This is a genomic window from Priestia sp. FSL W8-0001 (genome assembly GCF_038050335.1).
In the GTDB taxonomy this organism is placed as follows: Bacteria; Bacillota; Bacilli; order Bacillales; family Bacillaceae_H; genus Priestia; species Priestia flexa.
Genome location: NZ_JBBPAL010000001.1, coordinates 1,528,944 through 1,552,753 on the forward strand (window position 1 = coordinate 1,528,944; position 23,810 = coordinate 1,552,753).

The window sequence follows — 23,810 nt, forward strand, 5'->3', positions numbered from 1 at the left end:
GCGAATGAGAAATTTGTAAAAGAGGGATGAAGATGAAAAAATCACTATTTCTGATTGGGCTAGCGACAATGCTTGGTTTAGCCGGATGTGCAGGAAACAACGATGAGAGCAAAGAGATGAACTCAGAAGATAATCAAAAACAAGAGCAAAAAGAAGAAGATCATGCACATATGAATCATTCTAGCTCAGGTGAAGTACCAGAAGGTTTACAAGAAGCTAAAAGCCCAACGTATGAATTGGGAAGTAAAGCAACGCTGACAACTGATCATATGCCAGGGATGAAAGGTGCAGAAGCAACCATTGTCGGTGCATATGATACAACAGCATATGTGGTATCTTACACGCCTACAAACGGCGGAGAGAAAGTAACTGGTCATAAGTGGGTCATTCAGGAAGAAATAAAAGACGCGGGTGAAGAAGAGATACCAGCAGGAACAAAAGTGGTTCTTGAAGCAAATCATATGGAAGGCATGGAAGGTGCAGAAGCAACGATTGATTCTGCTGAGAAAACAACGGTATACATGGTAGATTACACGTCTACCACTGACAGTCAAGAAGTGAAAAATCATAAGTGGGTCACAGAAAGCGAGCTTACAAAAGAATAAAAATAACAAAGCATAGGTTGAAGCCTATGCTTTTTTCTACGTCTTAGGTCTGAGTATAATTTCAAACCTATGACTTTGGAAAAAGTGTTGGCACCTGCTTATACTAATTAAGGAGTAAGCAAGGAGGAAGACAATATGAAGCACAAAAAGAAAATCATCACGGGCCTATTACTAATAGAAGGAATCGTTTCACTTAACGGCAACCGAACTAGGAATTGTTTTTTCTATTTATACATATTCATATACAATTATGCAAATCCCTGTAGGTAGCTTGCTAGACAGGTACGGGGTAGCATGGGTAACCAAAATCGGGATGATTATTTGGAGTCTCCTTACTATTTCGATGGCTTTTTTACAAGGAAAGCTGCTTTTATATCTTGTAAGATTTCTAATTGGAATTACGAGCGCCTCAGCATTTCCAGCAGCTTCTAAAGCAACATCTATATGGTTTCCACCAAATGAAAGAGGCTTACCAAATTCATTATTTGATTCTGCTGCCAAGTTTTCGAATGTACTCGGTGCACCGCTGGTTGCGGTGTTAATTACGCATTTCGATTGGCGCGCAGCGTTTCTAGCAATCGGTATTATTAACGTATTATTTACAATTTTCTTCTGGTGGTACTATTGCTGATAAGAAGTCATCATAACAACAAGAAGTGAGGGACACCAATGCGTATTGTGACGCCTTCTAAAATATTGATTACTTCGGTTTCTAAAAAGCAGATTACAAATGTCTTATTGTATGATTGTTGTATTGGGACAATTGGTTATTTCATTGGAAAGTATGATCAACAACTGATATATGAATTAACAGGAATTTTAGGAAGTATCTTATTACCAAAAGCAATGAAGAGGCTACTTTTACGAGGTGAGTACTTTTTCTTTTGGAAAGAAAGAGTGATAGTAGTTCGATAAAATAAGTAGTAAACATAAGTGTTTGCTACTTATTTATCGCTTTTTTAAGAAATATCTGCTAAATTAATGTTGACAGAAGATAACCATTCGTTTTATAATTATCTCGAATTCAAGATAATAACAACTTCTTTTTACAGCTTACAAAAGTTAAATGCATATTTTTTTCGACAAATATCTCGAATTCGAGAATTATGATATAGAGATTGGCGTTTATGCATTTTATTACCGTGGAATTAAATAGTAAAACGAAGTAGGAGTGAGTTCATTGCTATCAATTGATCCATCTGCACAAACGGAAAGAGAAAACTATAAGCTTCTAACGGGAAGCATTATTCCAAGACCGATTGCTTTTGTGACAACGCAGTCAACAAACGGAATAATTAACGCAGCACCTTTTAGCTATTTCAATATTGTCTCTGCAAACCCGCCGATGATCTCGATTTCAGTCCAGCGTAAAAGCGGCGAAATGAAAGATACGGCAAGAAACATTATGGAGAAAAAAGAGTTTGTGATTCACATCGTCGATGAAGACAATGTCGAGCAGGTGAATATGACGGCAGCTAACCTGCCGGCTGACGAAAGTGAGATTGAAGTAGCTAAATTAATGTTGACCGAAAGTGAAAAAATTTCGGTACCTGGGGTAAAAGAAGCAAAAATTCGCTTTGAATGCATACTTGAACAGGCAATTTCATTAGGAGAAGGTGAAGAAACAAGTACCGACTTGCTTATTGGAAAAGTTGTTCAGTATCACATTGAAGATCAGCTATATGATAAAGGGCGAATTGATCCACACGGTCTTAAAGCTGTTAGCCGCTTAGCCGGCAATGATTACGCTAAGCTTGGTAAGACTTTTACAATTGCACGACCAGAATAATAACAGTTCAATGAGAAACAATACATCTTAGAAATAAAACAGAATACCGACTTAAGGGGGTGATTTTACTCATCCAGATGAAACAGCGGTATGAATACGCATATAGAGGTGAAGAAAAATGGGATTTTTAGATAAATTATTTGGAACATCGACTAAGGAGGAAGAAAAAATGGAAAATGTAAAATTAGCGGTTATCTACTATAGTTCAACAGGTACAAACTACCAAATGGCGCAGTGGGCAGCAGACGGTGCAAAAGAAGCAGGTGCAGATGTAAAAGTATTAAAAGTACCTGAAACAGCTCCACAAGCAGCAATTGATTCAAACCCAGCATGGAAAGCACACGTAGAAGAAACAGCTGCTGTACCAGAAGTAACGCTTGCTGATTTAGAGTGGGCTGATGCAATTATCTTTAGCATTCCAACTCGTTTCGGAAATGTACCAGGACAAGTTAAGCAGTTCTTAGATACAACGGGTGGACTGTGGTTTAACGGTAAATTAGCAAACAAAGTTGTTAGTGCGATGACATCTGCACAAAACGCACACGGTGGTCAAGAACAAACTCTTTTATCTCTATACACAACAATGCATCACTGGGGCGCGCTTGTTGCATCACCAGGATACACAGATCCAGTCATTTTCAGTTCAGGTGGGAACCCTTACGGAACAAGCGTAACGGTTGATCAAAATGGGAAAATGGTTGAAGATGTGGAAGCAACAGTGAAGCATCAAGCAAAGCGTACAGTAACAGTAGCTGGATGGGTAAAGCAAGGCAATCAATAATAGCGTAAAAGCTCAACGTTAATTAGACGTTGAGCTTTTTTATTTACATAAGCATTTAATAAGAGTTAAAAAATTCTTCTTCAACAGCTTTCATGATAGGAAAGGCCCCATGTGATTTGTTTGAGCAAATAACTGCAGTGACAGAGCACTTTGGATAAAAAGCAGAGTGAAAGCTAACCCCTGGGTCATAACCCATAATATGATATTTGAAAATAGCTCTTTCTCTTTTCTCTATCCACACCCCATAGCCATAAAAACTATTTTCATTATTGGTTTCAGTATGAGGGGTAAGCAAACGCGTAGTATATTTCTTACTGAGTAGCTGATGATTCAAAAGAGAGTTCCACAAGCGGTTCATGTCATAAACCGTTACAAACGCCCCGCCATCTGCACCTCCTTTAACAGGAAGGGAGTAAATGTTTGTTTTCCACTTGTCGTCAGGAAAGTCAATGTAGCCAAGTGCTGTATGATTTGGCAAAGCATCGAGTTCAAAATAGCCAGAGCTTGTCATATGTGCTTTATGTAGGATCTCTTTTTCTACGTATGTATGAAATGAAAGCTGAGTTGTTTGCTCTATAATTAAGCCGAGTAGGATATAACCGGCATTATTATAATGAAACTGCTCTTCAACTTTATACTTCATCGGTTCATATTGGAAAAAAGGAAGAAATTCTTCTAAGTTTCTTATTTTGTACATTGGGGTTTTTGTCCACAACTCTTCAAAATCATCCATTACTTCTTCATCAAAATAGTCAGGTATTCCAGCTGTATGCGTTAAAAGGTGATGAACAGTAATGGTTTCATCAAAACGAGGAAAATTAATATCAAGGCAATCTTTTAATCTTGTTTCAAACGAAAGGACGCCTGCTTCTACAAGCTGACAAATCGCAATAGCTGTAAAGAGCTTACAGCCAGATGCAATACCGTATCGCGTAGCAAGGCTATTTTTTATTTGGTCAGCTCGATTGGCATAGCCGTAGCTACTTTCAGCTAGTATATGATGTTCATCTTTAATAAGAATACTTCCAGAAAAGTTAACTTTCTTTTGGATATCGCTAATAACGCTTAAAATATTCGTATTCAATGTAGTTCCCTCCGCCATCGTTCAGATCTTTTGAATTATCTAATGCTTTCTCTATGTAGTTACATATTGCAACTGAGATTTCCTTCTAAATGATGTGAGAAGGACATTAGATAAAAGTGTAAATGAGCCAGGTTCTTTTAAAGAACCTGGCTCATTAATCTATTAAAAGGAGTAAGCTTCACCGTCTTCTGGAACGAGAAGATGACTACTGAATTGTTTTTCAGTAGCAAAAAGCTTTAATTCAGCTCTTGATAGCGTCCAATGATTTACGGCTTCCATATGAACGGAAATGATAGTTGCTTTAGGAGCAAACTGATGAACATGCAGGATGTCTTCTTTCCCCATTACAAGTGAACCGCCTTCAAGGAATTGATTATCTCCACCATTTACAACAATAACGTCTGGCTGGTGGGCTGAGAGATTCTCTTTTACTCCTTCATACCAAACTGTATCACCTGCAACGTACAGCGTTTTTTCATCTTCATGCTTAAAGACAATTCCACACACTTCCCCAGTTAGCTTAAGAATCTCACCGCGGCCATGTTCACCTTTTGTTTTAATTAGCTGTACGCCTGCAAATTTTGTCTGTTCAGTTAACACTTCAATGTTTGTAAAACCAGCTTTTTTTACTTCAGCTTTATCCGCTTCATTTTGTACGAATAACTTTATATCTTTGTCTAATAGTTCTTTAGCAGTCTCATCAAAATGATCTAAGTGCAGGTGAGTGAGAATCACTGCATCTACATTTAATAATTGTGTTACAGGTACTGGTAGCGGCACAAGTGGATTACGTTGATCTTGTCGTACAGAGTTTGGAAATGGAGGGTACGTACTTTGATCCGCTAACATAGGATCAATTAAAAAGGTTTTATTCGCATAGGTAAGAACAAGAGTTGCATTTCGAATTTGTTGGATCTTCATGTTTTTAGCTCCTTTTCTTTAATTTACGTATAGTTTATAGTAAAAGTAACCCAATATTACATAGTGAAAATCAAGTGTTTTCACCGTTTTACTTGATTAATGAAAGGATTTGAAATTATGTTAGACCAAACCGACTTGTCCATACTAAAAGAGCTATCCAAAAACAGTCGGATTACGATGAAAGAGCTGGGTGAAAAGGTACATTTAACTGGACAAGCAGCTGCATCGAGAGTCTTAAAGTTAGAGGACGCTGGTATTATTGAGCAGTATACGATTAAAGTAAATCAGCAAAAGCTTGGCTATCATGTTCATGCAATGATCACTATTTATACAACCAGTCCTTATCATGAGCCTTATTTATCGTTTATTAACACGCAGCGTGACTACGTCGTTCACAACTATAAAATTAGCGGAGACGGCTGTTATCTATTAGAATGTAATTTTCCTTCCAATCAAGAGCTGGACCAATTTTTAGAATCTTTAAACGGTCATGCTAACTATAAGCTGTCTATAATTATTAACAAAAGCTGACTAAAAAAAATTGCGCTGAATAGTTTAATACAGAATGTAAAACTCAAATAATGCAGCAGGGGGATACGATGAGAAAAGTTTCTTGGTTAAGCATAGGAGTGTTTTTAATCTTTATCGTCACTGCGTGTATAGCTGAAGATTATGATGTGGGTCCACCTACGGCGCATCTCTACGCAGAAAATGCTTCGTCTGTAAGGTTAACAGAAGCGAATATTAGCTGGGCTTCATCAAGCGGAGATGTAAGTAAAACGGTAGATGATATTTGGGAGTTCGCCTTATCACAAAAGGACATTAACGCTTCTAGAAATGAAAAAGTATTTCTAGATTTTGAAGAAAACAAAGAAAACGGTGGAGATATTTGGACGAACCCAACTATAGCAGCTAATCTTTGGAAGGAAGAGCAAAAGGTTGAACTTAAAATGAATGAAAATCGAGAATTTGAAATGCCTAAAAGTACAGGTAGATATGTGTTGGAAGTTACCTTTACAACCTCAAGTGGTACTGCTCAATACGTAGGAAGTATACTTGTTAAATAATATGTTGAATGCAAAAACCTCACTTCCAAGTGAGGTTTTTTATTAATGTAGACTGTTTTTCTGCAGATGCCAGTTTAATAAAATAATAGAAATTTAAAACCTTTTTTTTGTAGCGTCGTCTAATAATGTGAAAGGAGAGAAAGAAGTGAAAGAATGGACTGCAGAATGGATTAAAGTAAATGATTATGACTTTGTCATAGATGAAATTATGGATTGTTATGGAGATGATATATTAAAGCTGGCGTATTCTTATGTACATAGTAAAGAGATTGCGGAGGATTTAGCTCAAGATATTTTTATTAAGTGTTATAAAAATCTTCACACATACAATGGTAAATCAAAGTTTAAAACATGGCTTTGGCGCATTGCTATCAATCATTGTAAAGATTTTTTGAAAAGTTGGTATAACAACAAAGTCATTATGACTGAAAATCAATATCCCACTTCTTACATAAATAGATCAGGGATAGAAGAAAAGGTTATTCAGAAGCAGGAAGACCAACAATTAATTTCAGCAATCATGCTGCTTCCGGTTAAGTACCGAGAGGTTATTTACCTATATTATTTTGAAGAGAACTCAATTAAAGAAATTGCACTGGTGACTGAAACCGGTACTAATACCGTTAAAACAAGGCTTAGACGTGCGAAAGCACTTTTAAAAAATGCACTGGAGGAGAAAAAATGGATAAGCGTTTAAAACAATTAAAACAAAAAGTAAATAAACAAGCGTTTAATAGCTTAAAGTTTACCTCTTTTCATAAGAGGAAAGTGAAAGAAGCCATCTTACGCCATCAGCATAGTGAAGGTGAAATTCTCGTAGCAATTATGCAATTGCTAGTAAGTGAACAAAATGGGTATGAGCTTTGCAGTTTAATACGCAGCAGAGGAATTTTTCACTTTGAAAATAATGAAGGGGCTCTATACGTCTTATTACACGAATTAGAAAGTCGACGATTAATTGATACAAGATGGTCTACAGAAGAAATTAAGTATTATTACTTAAATCAACAAGGGAAGAAAGCGTTGAAAAAAGCAGAGAAGCGAATGCAATCCAAAAAGTTGAGCTTTCATGAAATTTTAGAGGGGTAACGCTATGATTAATCAGAGAAATACATTTTTACAAACGATAAAAGAACAAATTAAATCAAAAGAGGCTCAAGAATACGTAACAAAAGAACTTCAACATCATTTAAACGAGGCAAAAGATTATTGGAAACAAAAAGGCGTAGATTCAGATGAGGCAGAGCAAAAGGCCATCTTACATATGGGCAACCCTATTGTATTAGGTCAAAAGCTAAATCAGATTCATCGACCTAAAATTGACTGGATTACAATTAGTTTATTAATTACGAGCCTTCTATTAGGTTTTCTACCACTAGTTGCGATAGGCTACGCTCAAGTCAATTACTTTTTAGTGCATAAGTTATTGTTTATGGTCTTTGGCATAGCGCTTGCCATACTTTTGATGCTTATTGATTATAGAAAGTTGATGAATAAGGGGCTGGGATTTTATTTAGTGGGCTGTTTTTTACTTTTATATATTATTTATAGATCTGACTCAGGGGTATTTTCTCTTACTGTAAAAGTAGGACCGCTCACAATTGAAAGCCTAATGGCTCTGCCGTTTTTCTATTTAACTTGGGCGTCTTTTTTTCAAAGTCGGCAATTTAAAATTTGGCAATTTATGATTTTATTCACTATAAGCGCTATTTTGTTTAGCATGACGGCGAGCGCAACCGCATTCTTTATTTATGGTGTGATGACCTTTTCTATGATTTGGTGGAGCAAGTTTAATAAAATAAAAATCATGTTAGTATTAGGTAGCTTTTTTATGATGATTTTTATTTATATAGGAGTTTCTCTACAGCAAATGAAGGCTTATCAAATCGAAAGCCTATTAGCATTTCTTAATCCTTATGAATTCGTTACCGGAAATTCTCTAAGGTTTCAAATCCCACAGGTTCATGAAATGATAAAAAGCTCTGGTTGGTTTGGAACAAAAGAAACAACTGCGTTTATTCCAGAAGCTCACACGAATTTTGTTTTTCTTAGTTTTATTTATCATTACGGCTGGCTATTAGCTCTTATTCTGTTAGGAATTCTTAGTCTCTTGGTGATTCGGATTGTACAAGTAACGGGTAAAATAAACAATTCGTATAGTAAACTGCTATTAGTTGGAGCTGTAAGTGTATATGCAACGCAACTGATTGCAAACGTTGGAATGCTGGTTGGCTTTTTCCCATTAACAAGCATGCCAATGCCTTTTATTAGCTATGGTTTGATGCCCATTGCTCTTAATTCCTTTTTTATTGGAATGGTGTTGAGCGTATATAGACGAAAAGATATAGCAATGAACTAAAGACAAAGAGCTTCTCTTTTCGTTTTTCTACTTTACATAATAAGACTATACGCAACTATAACGGTTATCCAATATATGGACATAGTGAGAGCTCTAAATTAAAATTAACACCAGCAAATCTAGTTACAAGGGGAATAGATATGGCACATACATATAAAATTGAAAAAGCAGTGCTAAGTGATGTAAAGGGGATCATTTCACTGAGAGTTGAACTGTTAAAAGAAGTGAACGAGATTAAAACACAGGAAGAAGAAAAGACAGTGGTGGAAGCAACGGAAAGATACCTAAAAGAAGCGATGGAAAAAGGGGAGTTTGTCTCGTTTGTTGCCAAAGATGGAGAAGAGATTGTTAGCGTAAGTGGCTTATCTTTTTTTACGAGACCACCTTATTTAGAAAACTTAAAAGGCAAGGAAGCTTATCTCTTAAACATGTATACGCTCCCTTCTCATCGGAAGCAAGGATTGGCGCGAAGAATCCTTCAAGAATGCATGAAAGAGTGTCAAAAACGCGAAGTGAAAAGAGTGTGGCTACATGCTTCACAAGCGGGAGAGCCGCTGTATAAAAGCATAGGCTTCCAGTCTAAGGGTAGTGAAATGGAGTTGTTTTTTCATGAGAGTGAGGGGAAGATAAATAAGTAAGCAGCAAGGAGTGTGTAGCTCCTTGCTGCTTAGCTGTTTAAGAGCTACAAGCGCAGCCATTAGAGTCTGCAGCAGGCAAAGTGGCTTGATTATCTTTTGTATAGAAAAACTCCCATTCGTTGCCATCAGGGTCTGTTACCCAAAACTTATCCTGTAGGGCATAGCAGCAGTTTGTATCCATTTCCTCACGAGCAAAAAAACCTTCTTTTTCTAAGCGGACTTTATGTTCATGGATTTCGCTAGCAGCTTCTACTTGAAATCCAAAGTGATTTATTTGGTTTCCATTTACTTCATCCCGTACGTTTAGCGTGAAATTTAGCCCAGGTTGATTTAATAAAAACTTCGCATAATCTACTTTTACTTTCACAGGCTTAACTCCAAAAAGCTTTTCATAAAAAATGACTGATTTTTCTAGATTTGTGACGTTTACCCCTACGTGAACATATTTCATAAAATATTCCCCCTAAGAATTTTTTTGAGTTTTTAGCAGAACTAATAGGTTAAGATGAGCACGAGCTTTCTTTACGAAATAAACAGCAGAGCTCATCCGATAAAAGGTGATTTACTTCTTCATCGTTTAATGCGTAATAGCTCCATGTGCCTTTTGTTTCTTTCGTAATTAGATTAGCGTCTAGAAGAATCTTTAAGTGATAAGACAGCTTAGACTGAGGTATACCAAAAAAATCCGTTAAATCACATACGCAGGTTTGACCGCGCTGACACAGCTCATGCATAATTTCTAATCGTCGTTCATCAGCAAGTGCCTTAAATTTTTGTTCATATTGTTTGAATGAATGTGTCATAATAACGCTCCTTAATCAAATTTTTTTGATTTATTGTGTAAATGCAAGGTAGGCTTTTTCAAAGTTAGAATAAGTTGTTTTGCCTCTAAGAAGTGGATCATAGTTGAAGAATCGTTTAAATATAAGCTCTTTAGCTTCATGTGCTTTCATCGTTTGAGTGTTCATAACTAGTTGAAAATACGAAATAAAGTACTCTACTGAAAGGTTTCCAGAATTGTTTACTCTCACTTGTTCATCACCTTTACTTTCTTCATCAAATTTTCTTGATGAATTAAGCGTAAATGGAAATTTCAGATAAATCAAGTTATTTAATCAAATTTTTTTGATTTATTAAAATTGGCTTATGCCTCAAGACGTTCATACTTTTTTCTTTACCGCTTATACTAAAAAAGTCTTGAAAATTACTTCAAACAATATTATAGTTTACATAAACATATAAGCAAATTATTATATATTAATTCGTTTTTGTATGGGAGGTGTCACGATGGAAACTAAAACGGTCGTTGAAATCGAAAAAGCGGCTCAAATTTTAAAGCTGCTCGGTGATAAAACGAGATTATCTATGATGAAGCTGATGGAACATAGTGAGTGCTGTGTATGTGAATTCGTTGATATTTATGGTGCAAGTCAGCCTGCAATCAGCCAGCATCTCCGCAAGCTAAGAGATGTAGGGCTAGTAAGAGAAAGACGAAAAGGACAATGGATTTTCTATTCGCTTAATAAAGAAAGCGAGAATTATCATTTTATACTTAGTATACTCGCGTCGATACCAAGCCAAGATCAACGCTTAAAAGAGTTAGAAGAAAAAGGGCTTCGTATTAATTGTTGTGAGTAATTGGAGGGTTAAAATTTGACATCAGTTGTTTTAGCATCACTGATCTTTTTGGTGACTTTAGTGTTTGTTATCTGGCAGCCAAAGAATTTATCGATTGGCTGGTCGGCGATGGGGGGAGCAGTTATTGCTCTTCTAGTTGGCGTTGTTAACTTCGGTGACGTTTGGGACGTAACGCAAATTGTTTGGAACGCTACGTTAACGTTTATTGCTATTATTATTATCTCATTAATTTTAGATGAAATTGGCTTTTTTGAATGGGCAGCGCTTCACATGGCGCGTGCTGCTGGTGGAAATGGTATTCGTATGTTTGTGTACGTTTCCTTACTTGGAGCGTTAGTTGCTGCATTTTTTGCAAATGACGGTGCGGCCCTTATTTTAACGCCGATTGTACTTGCAATGGTTCGAGCATTGAAGCTCGATGAAAAGATGGTATTTCCGTTTATTATTGCAAGTGGATTTATAGCTGACACAACATCGTTACCGCTTGTGGTAAGTAACTTAGTAAACATCGTGTCTGCTGACTTTTTTGGTATTACGTTCTCAGAATATGCGTCTCGCATGATTATTCCAAATTTCTTTGCACTGTTTGCGAGTATTTTAGTACTGTATTTATATTTCCGAAAAAGCATTCCAAAGCGCTATGATGTAACCCATTTACAGGAGCCAGTAGCAGCGATTAAAGACCAAAAAATGTTTCGTTTATCTTGGTTTGTCTTAGCGCTGCTTCTAGTCGGTTACTTTGTAGGAGAGTTTATAGGCGTGCCTGTTTCTATTATTGCAGGTATCATTGCCGTATTCTTCTTGCTTATGGCAAGAACAAGTCCTGCAGTTCAAACAAAAACTGTATTAAAAGGTGCACCTTGGGCAATTGTCTTTTTCTCAATTGGTATGTACGTAGTTGTGTACGGTCTTCGTAATGCAGGGCTTACTGAAGTGTTAGCAAACGTTATTCAAGCAGTTGCCGACCAAGGATTGTTCGCGGCAACAATCGGTATGGGCTTTATTGCAGCGATTCTATCATCCATTATGAATAATATGCCGACTGTCATGATTGACGCATTAGCTATTGATGCCACTGCGACATCTGGAACCATTCGAGAAGCACTTATTTATGCCAATGTTATTGGATCTGATTTAGGTCCAAAGATTACCCCAATTGGTTCTTTAGCTACTTTATTATGGCTTCACGTTCTTTCAACAAAAGGAGTGAAAATTTCATGGGGCACGTATTTTAAAACAGGTATTATCTTAACCATCCCAACATTGTTTATTACGCTTGTTGGTTTATATATTTGGTTACTCATACTTTCATAACAGACAAAAAAGGAGATGCTACACATGACAAAAAAAATAATTTACTTCCTATGCACAGGTAACTCTTGCCGTAGCCAAATGGCAGAAGGTTGGGCAAAAAAGTATTTAAGTGATGAATGGAATGTATACAGTGCAGGTCTTGAAGCACATGGGTTAAATCCAAATGCTGTAAAAGCAATGAAAGAGGCAGGTATTGATATTACAAACCAAACATCTGATGTAATTGACCCTGAGATTTTAAATTCTGCAGATTTAGTAGTGACGTTATGTGGTCACGCAGCTGATCACTGTCCAGTGACGCCACCACACGTAAAGCGCGTGCACTGGGGCTTTGATGATCCAGCAAAAGCAGAAGGAACAGAAGACGAAAAATGGGCGTTTTTCCAACGAGTACGTGATGAAATTGGAGCTCGCATCCAACGTTTTGCTGAAACTGGTGAGTGAAAAATAGATAAGTCGAGAGCTAGCCTCTCGACTTTTTATATTTATTGGACAGGAGGAAACTAAGTTTTTGGTCCAAGATTCATATAAATAGTGATACAAATCATATATTTTTAAGGTGTAGAGGATGAACAGTGAAAACTATCAATCCCTTATTTATAATCGCATTTTAATTGGTGGTACGTTAGATGTAAAAGAAATGATACTGGCAAATCCAGTAGATATAATCTATGATTTGCGAACAGAGGATCTCGAACATGATGAACCAACACTGCGTGTACACATGCCTATAGTAGATGATAAAGAACGACAAGACGAATCAATTGAAAGAGCTATCCGTGCAGTTGTTTCATCATATAAAGAAGGTAAGAAAACCTATTTCCACTGTGCAGGTGGGAGTAATCGTACGGGTACAGTAGCGATGGGTGTATTACTGGCCCTTGGAGAAGCAGGTAGCATAGAAGAAGCAGAGAAAAAAGTGAAAGCTACTAGATCAAAAGTTAATATAAAACCTGAAATGAAAGCTTCTCTTCAACGCTTATTTCCTAATGCTTAAAGGCGTTGATAAAATGTTAGGTCAGACGTCGTTTTTCCGTGTATAAAGTGTTAAAAGCTACATTCTTTGAGTTTAATAGCAGAAAACGATATACTTGACGAAGTGAAGATTTTTAAGTCAGGGGGAATCACTGTTATGAGTTTTATGCCTAAAGCTATTTTCTTAGATATGGACGGTACGATTTTAAACCGCTCGAATCGAGTAACAATTGAGACAAAAGAAATTATTGATGACCTACGTGCACAAGGAATCTTCGTCTTTATTGCAACAGGAAGAGCTTTTGATGAAATAGCAGAGCTAGTGCCTGAAGGCTTTGAAGTAGATGGATTCATTACATCCAATGGTATGGCAGGACATGTAGGAGGCGAAATGGTCTTTAAGCATTCACTGTCACGCGAATTGGTTGAAAGAGTCATTGAAAAAGCACGGGAAAACCAAGTTTATTACGAATTATTCCCATATGGAGCACCGCGAATGACGCTTCAACAAGACAGAGAATATGTTGAACATGAAGTTCGTGAGCCAAAGCCAGAAAGCGTTGAAATTAATGAATGGCTTTCAAGAAAAAAAGCTATCGGAGAAGAAATTCAGTGGCAAGAGAAAATTGAAGGCAGTGAATTCTCCAAGTTTTATTTCTTTGCTAGAACCTATGAGCATATTAATAAATGGAAAGCGGAGCTTGAAGAGTTAAAGCAAGAGATGGATTTTACAATGTCCATTTCATCGCCTCATAACGTAGAGGTGATGGTTGCGAATGTTAATAAAGCAACTGGAATTCAACAGATGCTCAAACACTTTAACTTACCGCATGAAGATATTTTAGGTATCGGAGACAGTAATAATGACCTGCCAATGTTTAAGTACGTTGGATATGCAGTAGCCATGAAAAATGCCGGTGACCATATTAAAGATATTGTAGATGACGTGACAGAGTATAGCTGTGATGAAAACGGCGTTTATCATTATCTTTCTAGATTTAAAGTGGAAAAAACCAATCCGATTATGCCAAACGCATAATCTAAAAAGCTAACGAGACTCTTTGCTCGTTAGCTTTTTTATGTATGAAAAAAGTTATAGAATCGAAACCTAATATTAATAAAGTCAACGTGGTGGCTAGTCGTTTACTATGTAGTTATGATTATTATTTCTTATTTAGGTTCATTTGGCGGAGAGCTTGGAGTGTTAGGAAACCCTTTAAATCTATTTTTAATTGCTGTTATTTCCTTAATAATTTACTACTGGGCAAAACATTCTGGCTTGCCAAAAGCCATTATTGGTGAAGATGATTAACAATAAGCACCCTGATACGTTACGTATCAGGGTGCTTATTTAAATAATTGGTTTGTTCATTTTATAAGTTGGATAGCAGTAATAAGGCGGTCTAGGACCAATTTTTGGCATGGACCACGAATTATTAATGTACACCATTTTTACTTTATCATCTGATTGATTTACTAAAAGCAGCTGTACTTCTTTATTAAACTCATATTTCACTCTGTTCATCTCCTCGTACTAAGAACTTGTTGATTCCCCTCCGTCTACGTGCAAAACTTGCCCTGTAACGAATCTCGAATCATCAGATGCTAAATATACATATGTTGGAGCAAGTTCAAACGGTTGGGCTGCACGTTCGAGTGGATTAAAAGAACCAAATACGGCCACTTGGTCTGAAGAAAAGCTAGCTGGAATAAGAGGTGTCCACGTTCGACCAGGAGCTACGGCGTTCACGCGAATTCCTTTTTTTGCTACGCTTTTAGCTAAAGCGCGCGTAAAGCCAACGTTTGCAGCTTTCGTTGCAGTGTAGTCAATAAGCTGTTTTTCACCTGCATAAGCAACAACCGAAGCTGTATTAATAATTGAGCTTCCTTCTTTTAGATGTGGAAGAGCTGCTCGCGTCGTATAGAAATGAGAATAGATGTTGACTTTAAACGTTTCATCAAACTGTTCATCCGTAATATCTACAAGGTCTAGCTGCTGAAATTGAATGCCCACATGATTGCAAAGGATATCAAGCTCACCAAACGTTTCAATTGTTTGGTCAACAATGGCAACGCACTGCTTTTTTTCTCTCAAATCACCAGGCAACAACAAACAGCGCTGACCGAGTTCTTCAACTCGAGATTTCGTTCGATTTGCATCTTCGTGTTCGTTTAGATAGGCAATGGCTACATCAGCGCCTTCCTTTGCAAATGCAATGGCAGCGGCTGCACCAATTCCGCTATCGCCTCCCGTAATTAGCGCAACTTTTCCTTTAAGTTTCCCGCTTCCTTGATAGTTTGGGTTTTCAATAATAGGAAGGGGAACCATTAATTTTTCTACACCCGGTTGACTAAGCTGACGCTGTTCGGGAACATTGATGGGAATTTCTTTAAACTGGGTAATGTTCCCATAGTTTGGGTAAAGAGGATAAGGATCATTTTGCATTTCGCTCTTGAATTTTTCTTGCAATTCTTTAATTTGACGCAGCTGTTCTTGATCTCTCTCGTTCATATAAACCTCCTATAGAACAAATTTACTTCTATAGCATCTCTATGTTCACTTTGATAAACAAATGAAGAGAATATTTTGTAAAAGGGGAGTATTCATAAAAAAAGTAGGAACATAACGCGTGTTATGTTCCTACGTGATAAAGTTATTCTTTCATTTTTAATAACCGTAAACTATTTAAAATAACGAGTAAAGCTGCGCCTGTATCACTTAATACGGCAATCCAAAGCGTCAGCCAACCAGGGAAGATAAAGATTAACGCAATAGCTTTAATGATAATAGAAAACCAAATGTTTTGCTTGATAATCTTTAAAGCTTTGCGGCTAAGTTTTATGGTGTGCGGAAGCTTCTCTAGATTATCAGCCATGAGAACGATATCTGCTGTTTCCATTGCTGTATCGGTGCCAGCTCCACCCATTGCGATGCCGAGGTCAGCGGTAGCAAGAGCAGGAGCATCATTAATTCCATCACCCACCATTGCGGTTTTATAACCTTCAGCCTGCAGCTTTTGAATTGCTTTGACTTTGTCTTCTGGCAAGAGGTTAGCAAAATATCTCTCTACGCCAGCTTCTTTAGCAATAGTTTTAGCAGTTCCTTCATGATCACCTGTTAGCATGACAGTTTGTTTAATACTTGTGTTTTTAAAGTTTTGTAAAGCGGATACAGTTGTGCTACGAATGGTATCTGCTACGCTAATCACACCTAAAAGCTCTTTTTCTGTTCCTACAATAATAATCGTTTTCCCGCTTTCTTCAAAACGCTCAACGTGAGTCTGCAAATTCTCAAAAGTAGTTCCTAGTTCAATGAACAGCTTTTTATTTCCAGCGTAATAATTAGTTCCGTTGATGGTTGCCTGAACACCTTTTCCGGTAATGCTTCTAAAGTTAGCTCCGTCTAACGTATCAACGTTTCTTTCATCCGCGTATGCCACAATCGCTTTTGCAATGGGGTGATTAGAATAAGCTTCAAGGGTTTTTATAACAGCAAGTAAGTCTTGTTCAGATTTCAATGCAATTACATCTGAAACAGCTGGTTTTCCTTCTGTTAGTGTGCCGGTTTTATCAAACGCAATAGCGTTTATAGCGCCAGCTTTTTCTAGAAAGGTTCCGCCTTTAATTAACACACCATTTTTTGCGGCGTTGCCAATAGCTGATACAATCGCGACTGGTGTGGAAATAACTAAAGCACAAGGGCACGCTACGACTAAAAGCTCAAGTCCTTTATAAAACCACTCACTCCATAGTCCGTCAAAAACGGGAGGGAGAACCATAACGAATAGCGCTAAAATAAAGACAATAGGCGTATAAATAGCGGCAAACTTATCAATAAACGCCTGAGTAGGGGCTTTTTTCTCCTGAGCTTCCTCAACTAGATGAATGATTTTTGAAATCGTTGTATCTTTCACTAGCTTTGTTACTTTAATTTCAAGAGAGCCGTTTTCATTAATTGTGCCAGCATATACGGTATCACCAACCGCTTTATCAACGGGAATAGACTCTCCTGTAATAGGAGCTTGATTAATGCTAGAATCACCTTGGATAATCTCTCCATCTAAAGGAATACGGTCTCCTGGTTTTACGACTAGAACATCACCAAGGGCGACGTCTTCAACCGCTTTTTTGATTAAGGTATTGCCGGTTTTTACCCAAGCATCAGGAGGGGCTAAATTCATCAAGTTACGAATGGAGTTTCTTGTTTGTTCAATTGATCTTGTTTGAAGCATGACGCCTAAAGCAAAGAGCCAAACAACAGTAGCACCTTCTAGCCATTCTCCAATAATTGCTGCTCCGAGTGCAGCAACGGTCATTAAGACATTCATATCGAGTGAACGGCTTTTAATCCCGTAGTATGCACTTTTTGCGGGCTTGTAGCCGCTAATAATCATCGCGATGGCATATAAAACGTTACTTATTAATAATGGAATTCCAAAGAAAGAGCCGGTGAATCCCAATGCAATAAGTACACCAGAAGTAATTACCGGAAGCGTATTTGTTTTTTGAGAAGAAGAAACTGTTCTGCTACTCGTAATCAAGGTAGCCGTATAGCCGGCTTTTGATATTTCACGAATAATCTCTTCTGTAGGGGTGTCGTGCTCTACCTGCGCTTTTCCAGTTGAAAAGTTGACGCGAACATCTTGAACGCCAGATATATTTTTTAAGTGATTCACAATGGTATTTGCGCATGCTGTACAGTCCATTCCTTCAATTAGGTATGTCTTTGAGTTTTGGTGATGAAGAGGTTCAATGTCAAAACCAAGCTTTTCTACCTGACGTATAATTGGAGAGAATGCAGATGAATGAGCAGCGGAAACCTGTAATTTTCCCGTGCTGTAATTTAGGTTTATTTCATGAATGTCATGTAGATTTCGCAAGCTCTTTTCAATGGTAGCAGCACACGATGGACAGTCCATTCCATAGACGCGATACGTTTCAATTTGTCCAGGGTTTTCTAGATTAATAGACTCAGAGGGCTCACTAGTACAACAAGATGAATGCGTATGATGCTTTTGTAAACTGGCGCTGCTTGAACCGCAGCGGGATGCTGTTTGTGTTTCATGCTGTTCTTGGCAACAGCTTTTTTCTCCTTTATAACTTTCTCGATCGGAATGTGCCATTTCTTTCAACTCCTCATAGTATACAAAAAGCTTAGCTCGTTACGGATGAATCGTTCTTAAACATCGTTACAACCAATTGCTTAATGTGCTCATCAGTTAACGAATAAAAAGCAAGCTTGCCATCTTTTCGATAGCTCGCAATATCTAAATTGCGTAATAGTCTTAGGTGATGAGAAGCAGTAGCAACCGTACATTCCACAATATTTGCCACGTCACATACGCATAGTTCATCACTTTGACAAAGAGCAAGTACAATTTTTAATCGTGTTTCATCAGCTAATGCCTTGAGTGTTTTTGTGACTGCTTGAATGCTTTCAGTATGAATCGATGGCTTAATTCGATTGACTTTTTCTTCGTTACAACAATAAATATCACAGCGATCCTTTGCCATAGAAATCTCCCTTCATTCAAATAATCGTTTGAATATAGTATATTACAAAGATAATAAAACGTTCAAACAAATATTTGAATGTAAATAAGATAAGTACACAAAAAAGAGTTTGGGACATAACAAAATGATTGCTTCTAAAAGATGAACACTAGCTGTTCCCATCTCTTTGATTTATCTCAACTCGTTCGTTCCATTGCGCTACGGCCACTCGCTTTCCGCGGGGAGGAACCTGAGCTTCCTCGCTGCGCTGCGGGATCTCCGTTTTCCCTCTCTTTCCCGCAGGAGTCGAGTGTCCTACGCTCCATTCCACCCTGTTTCCAACATTGTTTTCACAATCAACAAAAAAAACTGAACGATTAAAAGTTATGAACTCTCAATCGTTCAGGTATAGTAGAGGCTGAACTACTTATGTCTCAGTCTCTTTCACTCTTATCATTTTAGGTTCTTTTTAATGTACTTTACAATCTTGCGAAGCTCTGTTACTGCCGGGCGGCCAAATGGGCTGGTTTGCTGCTGTTGGTATAAAAGCTTGCCATTTTCGTCAACAAGGAAATAAGCAGGTTCACCGTGCGTTCCGTGATCTTCGTATGGAGAATCCTCACTATGATAGTATACGTCGAACGCTTTTAATGCTGTTAAATCCTTGTCTTGTAATATTGGGAACGCCAAATCATTTTTTTCTGCTAGTTCTTGCAAGCTTTCTTGTTGGTCGGTTGAAATTGCTAATAAATGCACGTTTTGTTCATCAAAGAAACCTTTATGCTCTTGAAAATCTTTTAATTCACTTTCACAAACTGGACACCATGCTCCGCGGAAAAATACGATTAAATGCCAGCTTTTATGTTCCTGTTGATGCTGATCAAACGAAAATGTTTCACCTGTAATTGTTGGTAGTGTGAAGGTAGGAATTGTATCTCCTAATTGAAACTTTGCCATTATGAATCTCTCCTTTAATACAAATTTGAGTAACTACTTTGTAAGCTATATGTATAGTACCCGGAATCCTAAGGTTGTAATCTAAAAAAATAGATATTCCTTTTTATAGAAAGAGATGAAACTTTAGTAAGGTTGAGTTAGGATATAAACGGAGGAATACATAGAATTCAAACTAATAGTGAAAGGAGAACCCACGATGTACATAACGTATCATACACCAGAAGAACAAGATTTAAGCGAGTTAATGGTCATTGAAAGACTGGGCTTCACTCCTGAAGAAGCGGCAACTGAAAGCGCAATGAAAGAAAGAATCCAAGTTATAGCTGATTCGTTTATCATTGCGAAAGATAAAGAAGGGAAAATTACTGGATACGTCGTAGGCCCAGTCATTCCTACACGTTATTTAACGGATGATTTGTTTGAAAAAACGAATCTAAATCCAAAGGAGGGAGGCTTCCAAAGCGTACTTAGCTTAGTTGTTCATCCTGATTATCGGGGGAAAGGGATAGCTCGTAAACTATTAAAAGAGTTAGAAGCTGTGTGCGTAAAGAAAAAAAGAGAAGGGGTTACGCTTACTTGTTTAGAAGCACTCGTTCCTTTTTATGAAGAAAACGGTTATCGTAATGAAGGGAAATCAAACTCAACACATGCAGGTGAGGTTTGGTTTAATCTCGTAAAAGAATTGTTATGAAAATAGAGCTGGTTGGAAGTTCAGGTCGTTTTCTAAACAAGTAGTTCAAGCGTAGATAGCCTTGGTTTTTATAATCAAGGCTATTATCTTTGAAAAAGGAGCGTGACCTATTGAATTATCGTACATATCTTGCTCTTGCAATTCCACTAACGATTTCAACGATGACGACGCCTTTATTAGGAGCTGTCGATACGGCTGTGGTTGGGCGACTTTCAGACCCTGCGTATATTGGTGGTGTAGCAGTTGGAGCACTTATTTTTAATACATTATATTGGCTGTTTGGTTTTTTGCGCGTTAGCACATCTGCTTTTGCAGCACAAGCTAATGGAGCCAACAGTTCTGAGCAAGGAATCCTTGCGTTGTCCCGTCCATTTTTAATCGCTCTAGCGGTTGGACTTATTTTTATTCTGCTACAGGTACCGATTCAGCGTGCAGCTTTGGCAATTGTGTCTCCAGATGCAGCCGTAAGTCGATTGGCTGTTGAATATTTTACAATTCGCATATGGGGAGCACCCTTTACATTAATGAATTATGTGATTTTAGGCTGGCTGATGGGAATGGCTAAGATTAAGCAATCTCTCTCATTGCAAATTATAACGAACGTATTAAACATGACGCTTGCCATTCTATTCGTAGAGGTCTTTTCTTTTGGAGTAAAAGGCGTCGCAGCTTCTACATTAATAGCGGAAGTCACAGCATTTATTTTAGGATTATTCATTGTTTCTAAAGCATCTCCGTTTAAGTGGAAAACACCTTCAATAGGTGTTCTATTCGATACAGCATCCGTTAAAAAAATGTTTAACGTGAATAAAGATTTATTCATACGTACGATTTGCTTGTTAGTTGTTATTAACCTATTTACAGCTAAAGGAGCTTCGTTCGGCACAGAATTTTTAGCAGCTAACGCGGTGCTATTTCAAATTCACTATATTATGGCTTACTTCTTTGATGGCTTTGCGAATGCTTCAAGTATTCTTGTTGGAAAAGCAGTGGGGTCTCAGGATCGAAGTTTGTATATCCAAACTTTATCTCTATCGAGGAAGTGGGCCGTCATTGTAGCTTTTGTAATAGCCGGGGTATACACAGCTTTCTTAGAACCAATCATTAAGCTTTTTACAACGTTACCTAGCGTTATTACGCTTGCTACTGAGTATGGAGTGTGGCTCATTTTATATCCGTTTGTAGCTTGTTTAGGGCTTGTCATGTACGGCGCATTCACCGGAGCAACCTATATTGCACCGATTCGAAACTCAATGCTTTATACGATGCTTTTATACATCGTTGCACAGGTAGTAGCGACGCCGATATGGCATAATCACGGGCTTTGGCTAGCATTTACTTTATATACGGTTGGAAGGTCGGTATTTTTAGTTATGTATCTTCCTAGCTTAAATAGACGATTTTTAAGTCAACAGAACGCAGCTTAATAAATGTTTCAAAGGGTAGAAAATTGGAAAGAAATACGTGCATCAGTTATTCTGTAAATAGAATAACTGATAGGAGGCAATATAGATGATTACAGAACAGGATATAAAGCACCTTAAGCGCTGTGTGGAATTGGCTGAAAGCGCGCTTGAAGAAGGAAACCAGCCATTTGGTTCTATTCTAGTTTCAGAAGATGGCAACGTGCTTTTTGAAGACTATAACCGTATTTCAAGCGGTGACGATACGCAGCACCCTGAATTCTCAATCGCGCGCTATGCAGCCGAGCACTTATCAAAAGAAGAGCGAGCGCGTGCAATTGTTTATACATCAGGTGAACACTGTCCCATGTGCTCAGCTGCGCACGGTTGGGTTAGGGAAAATTATCTATGCAAGTTCATCGAACCAGCTAGCCCAGTGGCTGCACGAGCTAAACGTTGCTCCGTCACCTGTGCGTAACCTATCGATTGAAGAAGTGGTGAAGGGTATTGAAGTAGAAGGACCTGTCCCTGAATTAGCTGAGGAAGTTCGGAAGTTGCATGTGAGGCTTCATAAGAAATAATGAGAGTAAACCTGCTGAAGATGATCAGCAGCTTTTTTATTGTATATGCTGTTTCAATTAATCTTAAATTTTCGTACAATAAAAAATAGTAAGATAAAAAAGGAGAAGGTTATGTTAAAACCTATTGGTAAACACATTTATTATTTAGATCATCAGCCTGATACGGACCGACCTTTGCTAGCAGCTGTTGTTGGGGAGAAGCACTGTCTAATGATTGATAGCGGTAATTCACCTGCTCATGCTGAACTGTTCCAAGTGGAGCTTCAAAACGTTACGGAAAAAAAGATTGATATTGTCGCGCTTACTCATTGGCACTGGGACCATACGTTTGGACTACAAGCTATTGATGCTGTAAGCGTTGCACATGATTTAACAAAAGCTAGATTAAAAGAATATCAGTCGTTTGCATGGGATAACGAGGCGCTAGATCAACGAGTGAGAGATGGAATTGAAATTGAATTTTGTCAGGAGATGATAAAAAAAGAGCTGCCTGACCGCTCTAATTTACATATTCAAACACCTGTTATTACATTTGATAAAAGCTTAGAAGTTGATTTAGGGGGCATAAGCTGCCGAATCGAGCATATTGGAGGCGACCATGCAGAAGACTCCTCAGTCATCTACATTCCAGAAGAAAAAATGGTGTTTTTAGGCGATTGTTTAAGCCCTGACTTTTATAGCGGAAGCTGGAGCTATGATTCTAGTAAGTTAGAAAAGGTTATCGAACAAGTACGCTCTTACAATGCAAACTGGTATGCAACATCTCATGATCATGTAGAAACAAAAGCTGAGCTCTTTAAATATCTCGACCAGCTACAGCAGCTATCCAAAATTGCTGAAGATTATCTGTCTGAACAAGAAATGCTTACTAAGTTTAAGGAAGAGGTACATAGAAGTCCTAATGAAGAAGAAAAAGAGCTACTGGACTATTTTCTACAAGGTAACCGAAAGAAGGAAAAGCAATGAAAGTATTAGAACTTAATCAACATGATTTGGAATTAATTGAAGCGGCTAAGCAAAAGATTACGGCACTGTATGAAGATGATAAGCATCATGTAGGAGCAGCTATTCGCTTAGCAACAGGTGAGATTATCTCTACTGTTCATATTGAAGCGTACATTGGCAGAGTGGCCGTTTGTGCAGAGGCCATCGCTATTGGAAGTGCCGTTTCAAATGGGTATAAAAGCTTTGATACGATTGTAGCTGTAAGGCACCCTTATAGTGATGAAGAAGATCGAACCATTCGAGTGGTGAGCCCATGTGGAATGTGTCGCGAGCTTATTTCAGACTATGCACCAAACTGCTACGTGATATTGGAAGTAGACGGTAGATTAGTGAAAACGACAATTGGAGAGTTACTTCCTCTTAAGTATACAAGAAGATAAAAGAAGTAATGATTAATGCTCGGAAAGTCTGCTAAGGAAAAGTAGGCTTTTTTTAATGAAGAGGTTACTTTTTAGTGACTATATTACTTGGAAGTACGTACTTTTTTTATCTCTTTATACGCGTCATAA

General features: G+C 37.8%; 29 protein-coding genes and 3 pseudogenes. 22 read left to right on the forward strand and 10 right to left on the reverse strand.

Going from position 1 to position 23,810, the window contains the following annotated elements; genetic code table 11:
• Positions 1-32: 32 nt before the first annotated feature.
• The 5 genes and pseudogenes from MKZ18_RS08050 (at position 33) to wrbA (ending at position 3,175) form a co-directional block, all read left to right on the forward strand.
• On the forward strand, positions 33-605 hold the full coding sequence (locus MKZ18_RS08050; protein WP_025910321.1) for a YdhK family protein: 573 nt from the start codon (positions 33-35) through the stop codon (positions 603-605).
• Positions 606-783: 178 nt separating this feature from the next.
• Positions 784-1,230: pseudogene (locus tag MKZ18_RS08055) on the forward strand (MFS transporter); the annotation flags it as partial.
• A 44-nt stretch (positions 1,231-1,274) separates the two neighbouring features.
• The gene (locus MKZ18_RS08060) at positions 1,275-1,520 is read left to right on the forward strand and encodes a hypothetical protein (RefSeq protein WP_340842576.1); all 246 of its coding nucleotides are present in this window, start codon (positions 1,275-1,277) and stop codon (positions 1,518-1,520) included.
• A 265-nt stretch (positions 1,521-1,785) separates the two neighbouring features.
• Entirely contained in the window at positions 1,786-2,394 is a 609-nt protein-coding gene (locus MKZ18_RS08065) for a flavin reductase family protein (protein ID WP_340842575.1), read from the forward strand.
• Between the two features lie 169 nt (positions 2,395-2,563).
• Entirely contained in the window at positions 2,564-3,175 is a 612-nt protein-coding gene (gene wrbA / locus MKZ18_RS08070) for an NAD(P)H:quinone oxidoreductase (RefSeq protein WP_025910328.1), read from the forward strand.
• Positions 3,176-3,230: 55 nt separating this feature from the next.
• Here the strand turns inward: wrbA and MKZ18_RS08075 are convergent, their stop codons facing one another.
• Positions 3,231-4,259: a serine hydrolase domain-containing protein gene (locus tag MKZ18_RS08075; protein ID WP_239428760.1), complete on the reverse strand. Its 1,029-nt coding sequence runs from the start codon at positions 4,257-4,259 to the stop codon at positions 3,231-3,233.
• A gap of 162 nt (positions 4,260-4,421) precedes the next feature.
• Positions 4,422-5,180 (reverse strand): MBL fold metallo-hydrolase, encoded by a 759-nt coding sequence (locus tag MKZ18_RS08080; RefSeq protein WP_340842574.1) that lies wholly within the window; start codon positions 5,178-5,180, stop codon positions 4,422-4,424.
• A 117-nt stretch (positions 5,181-5,297) separates the two neighbouring features.
• Between MKZ18_RS08080 and MKZ18_RS08085 the strand changes: the two genes are divergently transcribed.
• The 6 genes from MKZ18_RS08085 (at position 5,298) to MKZ18_RS08110 (ending at position 9,244) form a co-directional block, all read left to right on the forward strand.
• Complete coding sequence (locus tag MKZ18_RS08085) at positions 5,298-5,711, forward strand: Lrp/AsnC family transcriptional regulator (protein WP_061784837.1); 414 nt, start codon at positions 5,298-5,300, stop codon at positions 5,709-5,711.
• Positions 5,712-5,779: 68 nt separating this feature from the next.
• A complete protein-coding gene (locus tag MKZ18_RS08090; RefSeq protein ID WP_025910331.1) occupies positions 5,780-6,247 on the forward strand; it encodes a hypothetical protein in 468 nt (155 codons plus the stop codon).
• A gap of 145 nt (positions 6,248-6,392) precedes the next feature.
• Complete coding sequence (locus MKZ18_RS08095; protein ID WP_061786297.1) at positions 6,393-6,944, forward strand: sigma-70 family RNA polymerase sigma factor; 552 nt, start codon at positions 6,393-6,395, stop codon at positions 6,942-6,944.
• On the forward strand, positions 6,929-7,336 hold the full coding sequence (locus MKZ18_RS08100) for a PadR family transcriptional regulator (RefSeq protein WP_061786296.1): 408 nt from the start codon (positions 6,929-6,931) through the stop codon (positions 7,334-7,336). Before MKZ18_RS08095 ends, MKZ18_RS08100 begins: the two co-directional genes overlap by 16 nt.
• A gap of 4 nt (positions 7,337-7,340) precedes the next feature.
• Positions 7,341-8,606 (forward strand): FtsW/RodA/SpoVE family cell cycle protein, encoded by a 1,266-nt coding sequence (locus MKZ18_RS08105; RefSeq protein ID WP_061786295.1) that lies wholly within the window; start codon positions 7,341-7,343, stop codon positions 8,604-8,606.
• A gap of 140 nt (positions 8,607-8,746) precedes the next feature.
• Positions 8,747-9,244 (forward strand): GNAT family N-acetyltransferase, encoded by a 498-nt coding sequence (locus MKZ18_RS08110; RefSeq protein WP_340842573.1) that lies wholly within the window; start codon positions 8,747-8,749, stop codon positions 9,242-9,244.
• A 37-nt stretch (positions 9,245-9,281) separates the two neighbouring features.
• On the opposite strand, the gene MKZ18_RS08115 is transcribed toward MKZ18_RS08110, so the two are convergent.
• The 3 genes from MKZ18_RS08115 to MKZ18_RS08125 are packed head-to-tail and all read right to left on the reverse strand — an operon-like array spanning position 9,282 to position 10,275.
• Complete coding sequence (locus MKZ18_RS08115; protein WP_138117156.1) at positions 9,282-9,695, reverse strand: ArsI/CadI family heavy metal resistance metalloenzyme; 414 nt, start codon at positions 9,693-9,695, stop codon at positions 9,282-9,284.
• 49 nt (positions 9,696-9,744) lie between these two features.
• Positions 9,745-10,047 carry an ArsR/SmtB family transcription factor gene (locus tag MKZ18_RS08120; RefSeq protein WP_076513924.1) on the reverse strand — a complete coding sequence of 101 codons (303 nt, stop codon included), beginning with the start codon at positions 10,045-10,047 and terminating at the stop codon, positions 9,745-9,747.
• A 30-nt stretch (positions 10,048-10,077) separates the two neighbouring features.
• A complete protein-coding gene (locus MKZ18_RS08125) occupies positions 10,078-10,275 on the reverse strand; it encodes a hypothetical protein (protein WP_025907646.1) in 198 nt (65 codons plus the stop codon).
• Between the two features lie 256 nt (positions 10,276-10,531).
• On the opposite strand from MKZ18_RS08125, the gene MKZ18_RS08130 reads away from it, so the two are divergent.
• The 6 genes and pseudogenes from MKZ18_RS08130 to MKZ18_RS08155 all read left to right on the forward strand — a co-directional run.
• On the forward strand, positions 10,532-10,882 hold the full coding sequence (locus MKZ18_RS08130) for an ArsR/SmtB family transcription factor (protein ID WP_025907647.1): 351 nt from the start codon (positions 10,532-10,534) through the stop codon (positions 10,880-10,882).
• A gap of 15 nt (positions 10,883-10,897) precedes the next feature.
• On the forward strand, positions 10,898-12,196 hold the full coding sequence (locus tag MKZ18_RS08135; RefSeq protein ID WP_076513922.1) for an arsenic transporter: 1,299 nt from the start codon (positions 10,898-10,900) through the stop codon (positions 12,194-12,196).
• A gap of 24 nt (positions 12,197-12,220) precedes the next feature.
• Positions 12,221-12,640, forward strand: a complete 420-nt coding sequence (arsC, locus tag MKZ18_RS08140) for an arsenate reductase (thioredoxin) (RefSeq protein WP_100347582.1) — start codon at positions 12,221-12,223, stop codon at positions 12,638-12,640.
• 124 nt (positions 12,641-12,764) lie between these two features.
• Complete coding sequence (locus tag MKZ18_RS08145) at positions 12,765-13,193, forward strand: protein-tyrosine phosphatase family protein (RefSeq protein WP_144594319.1); 429 nt, start codon at positions 12,765-12,767, stop codon at positions 13,191-13,193.
• 135 nt (positions 13,194-13,328) lie between these two features.
• Positions 13,329-14,210 (forward strand): Cof-type HAD-IIB family hydrolase, encoded by an 882-nt coding sequence (locus MKZ18_RS08150; RefSeq protein ID WP_076513914.1) that lies wholly within the window; start codon positions 13,329-13,331, stop codon positions 14,208-14,210.
• 78 nt (positions 14,211-14,288) lie between these two features.
• A pseudogene (locus tag MKZ18_RS08155) lies at positions 14,289-14,483 on the forward strand (aspartate:proton symporter); the annotation flags it as partial.
• 39 nt (positions 14,484-14,522) lie between these two features.
• On the opposite strand, the gene MKZ18_RS08160 reads toward MKZ18_RS08155, so the two are convergent.
• From MKZ18_RS08160 to MKZ18_RS08180, 5 genes are all read right to left on the reverse strand, one after another.
• On the reverse strand, positions 14,523-14,687 hold the full coding sequence (locus MKZ18_RS08160) for a hypothetical protein (protein WP_175384198.1): 165 nt from the start codon (positions 14,685-14,687) through the stop codon (positions 14,523-14,525).
• An 18-nt stretch (positions 14,688-14,705) separates the two neighbouring features.
• Entirely contained in the window at positions 14,706-15,683 is a 978-nt protein-coding gene (locus tag MKZ18_RS08165) for an SDR family oxidoreductase (protein WP_144594318.1), read from the reverse strand.
• A 142-nt stretch (positions 15,684-15,825) separates the two neighbouring features.
• Positions 15,826-18,294, reverse strand: a complete 2,469-nt coding sequence (locus MKZ18_RS08170; protein ID WP_340842572.1) for a heavy metal translocating P-type ATPase — start codon at positions 18,292-18,294, stop codon at positions 15,826-15,828.
• Positions 18,295-18,325: 31 nt separating this feature from the next.
• Positions 18,326-18,685, reverse strand: coding sequence for an ArsR/SmtB family transcription factor (locus MKZ18_RS08175; RefSeq protein WP_144594313.1), 360 nt, complete (start codon positions 18,683-18,685; stop codon positions 18,326-18,328).
• A gap of 432 nt (positions 18,686-19,117) precedes the next feature.
• Positions 19,118-19,621: a peroxiredoxin family protein gene (locus MKZ18_RS08180; RefSeq protein ID WP_061785752.1), complete on the reverse strand. Its 504-nt coding sequence runs from the start codon at positions 19,619-19,621 to the stop codon at positions 19,118-19,120.
• A 196-nt stretch (positions 19,622-19,817) separates the two neighbouring features.
• Here MKZ18_RS08180 and MKZ18_RS08185 point away from each other — a divergent pair, with 196 nt between their 5' ends.
• The 5 genes and pseudogenes from MKZ18_RS08185 (at position 19,818) to MKZ18_RS08205 (ending at position 23,681) form a co-directional block, all read left to right on the forward strand.
• Complete coding sequence (locus tag MKZ18_RS08185; protein WP_061785753.1) at positions 19,818-20,312, forward strand: GNAT family N-acetyltransferase; 495 nt, start codon at positions 19,818-19,820, stop codon at positions 20,310-20,312.
• Positions 20,313-20,422: 110 nt separating this feature from the next.
• Positions 20,423-21,739 (forward strand): MATE family efflux transporter, encoded by a 1,317-nt coding sequence (locus tag MKZ18_RS08190; RefSeq protein WP_144594300.1) that lies wholly within the window; start codon positions 20,423-20,425, stop codon positions 21,737-21,739.
• An 85-nt stretch (positions 21,740-21,824) separates the two neighbouring features.
• Positions 21,825-22,296 (forward strand): annotated as a pseudogene (locus tag MKZ18_RS08195) (nucleoside deaminase).
• A 111-nt stretch (positions 22,297-22,407) separates the two neighbouring features.
• Positions 22,408-23,262 carry an MBL fold metallo-hydrolase gene (locus tag MKZ18_RS08200; RefSeq protein ID WP_062686828.1) on the forward strand — a complete coding sequence of 285 codons (855 nt, stop codon included), beginning with the start codon at positions 22,408-22,410 and terminating at the stop codon, positions 23,260-23,262.
• Entirely contained in the window at positions 23,259-23,681 is a 423-nt protein-coding gene (locus tag MKZ18_RS08205) for a cytidine deaminase (protein ID WP_341344529.1), read from the forward strand. The genes MKZ18_RS08200 and MKZ18_RS08205 overlap by 4 nt, the downstream gene beginning before the upstream one ends.
• Positions 23,682-23,810: the final 129 nt, after the last annotated feature.

Coding starts and splice junctions, on each gene's coding strand:
- MKZ18_RS08050 (WP_025910321.1), top strand. CDS start 33: ATGAAAAAATCACTATTTCTGATTGGGCTAGCGACAATGCTTGGTTTA.
- MKZ18_RS08060 (WP_340842576.1), top strand. CDS start 1,275: ATGCGTATTGTGACGCCTTCTAAAATATTGATTACTTCGGTTTCTAAA.
- wrbA (WP_025910328.1), top strand. CDS start 2,564: ATGGAAAATGTAAAATTAGCGGTTATCTACTATAGTTCAACAGGTACA.
- MKZ18_RS08080 (WP_340842574.1), bottom strand. CDS start 5,180: ATGAAGATCCAACAAATTCGAAATGCAACTCTTGTTCTTACCTATGCG.
- MKZ18_RS08085 (WP_061784837.1), top strand. CDS start 5,298: ATGTTAGACCAAACCGACTTGTCCATACTAAAAGAGCTATCCAAAAAC.
- MKZ18_RS08090 (WP_025910331.1), top strand. CDS start 5,780: ATGAGAAAAGTTTCTTGGTTAAGCATAGGAGTGTTTTTAATCTTTATC.
- MKZ18_RS08100 (WP_061786296.1), top strand. CDS start 6,929: ATGGATAAGCGTTTAAAACAATTAAAACAAAAAGTAAATAAACAAGCG.
- MKZ18_RS08105 (WP_061786295.1), top strand. CDS start 7,341: ATGATTAATCAGAGAAATACATTTTTACAAACGATAAAAGAACAAATT.
- MKZ18_RS08110 (WP_340842573.1), top strand. CDS start 8,747: ATGGCACATACATATAAAATTGAAAAAGCAGTGCTAAGTGATGTAAAG.
- MKZ18_RS08115 (WP_138117156.1), bottom strand. CDS start 9,695: ATGAAATATGTTCACGTAGGGGTAAACGTCACAAATCTAGAAAAATCA.
- MKZ18_RS08120 (WP_076513924.1), bottom strand. CDS start 10,047: ATGACACATTCATTCAAACAATATGAACAAAAATTTAAGGCACTTGCT.
- MKZ18_RS08130 (WP_025907647.1), top strand. CDS start 10,532: ATGGAAACTAAAACGGTCGTTGAAATCGAAAAAGCGGCTCAAATTTTA.
- arsC (WP_100347582.1), top strand. CDS start 12,221: ATGACAAAAAAAATAATTTACTTCCTATGCACAGGTAACTCTTGCCGT.
- MKZ18_RS08145 (WP_144594319.1), top strand. CDS start 12,765: ATGAACAGTGAAAACTATCAATCCCTTATTTATAATCGCATTTTAATT.
- MKZ18_RS08150 (WP_076513914.1), top strand. CDS start 13,329: ATGAGTTTTATGCCTAAAGCTATTTTCTTAGATATGGACGGTACGATT.
- MKZ18_RS08165 (WP_144594318.1), bottom strand. CDS start 15,683: ATGAACGAGAGAGATCAAGAACAGCTGCGTCAAATTAAAGAATTGCAA.
- MKZ18_RS08170 (WP_340842572.1), bottom strand. CDS start 18,294: ATGGCACATTCCGATCGAGAAAGTTATAAAGGAGAAAAAAGCTGTTGC.
- MKZ18_RS08175 (WP_144594313.1), bottom strand. CDS start 18,685: ATGGCAAAGGATCGCTGTGATATTTATTGTTGTAACGAAGAAAAAGTC.
- MKZ18_RS08180 (WP_061785752.1), bottom strand. CDS start 19,621: ATGGCAAAGTTTCAATTAGGAGATACAATTCCTACCTTCACACTACCA.
- MKZ18_RS08185 (WP_061785753.1), top strand. CDS start 19,818: ATGTACATAACGTATCATACACCAGAAGAACAAGATTTAAGCGAGTTA.
- MKZ18_RS08200 (WP_062686828.1), top strand. CDS start 22,408: ATGTTAAAACCTATTGGTAAACACATTTATTATTTAGATCATCAGCCT.
- MKZ18_RS08205 (WP_341344529.1), top strand. CDS start 23,259: ATGAAAGTATTAGAACTTAATCAACATGATTTGGAATTAATTGAAGCG.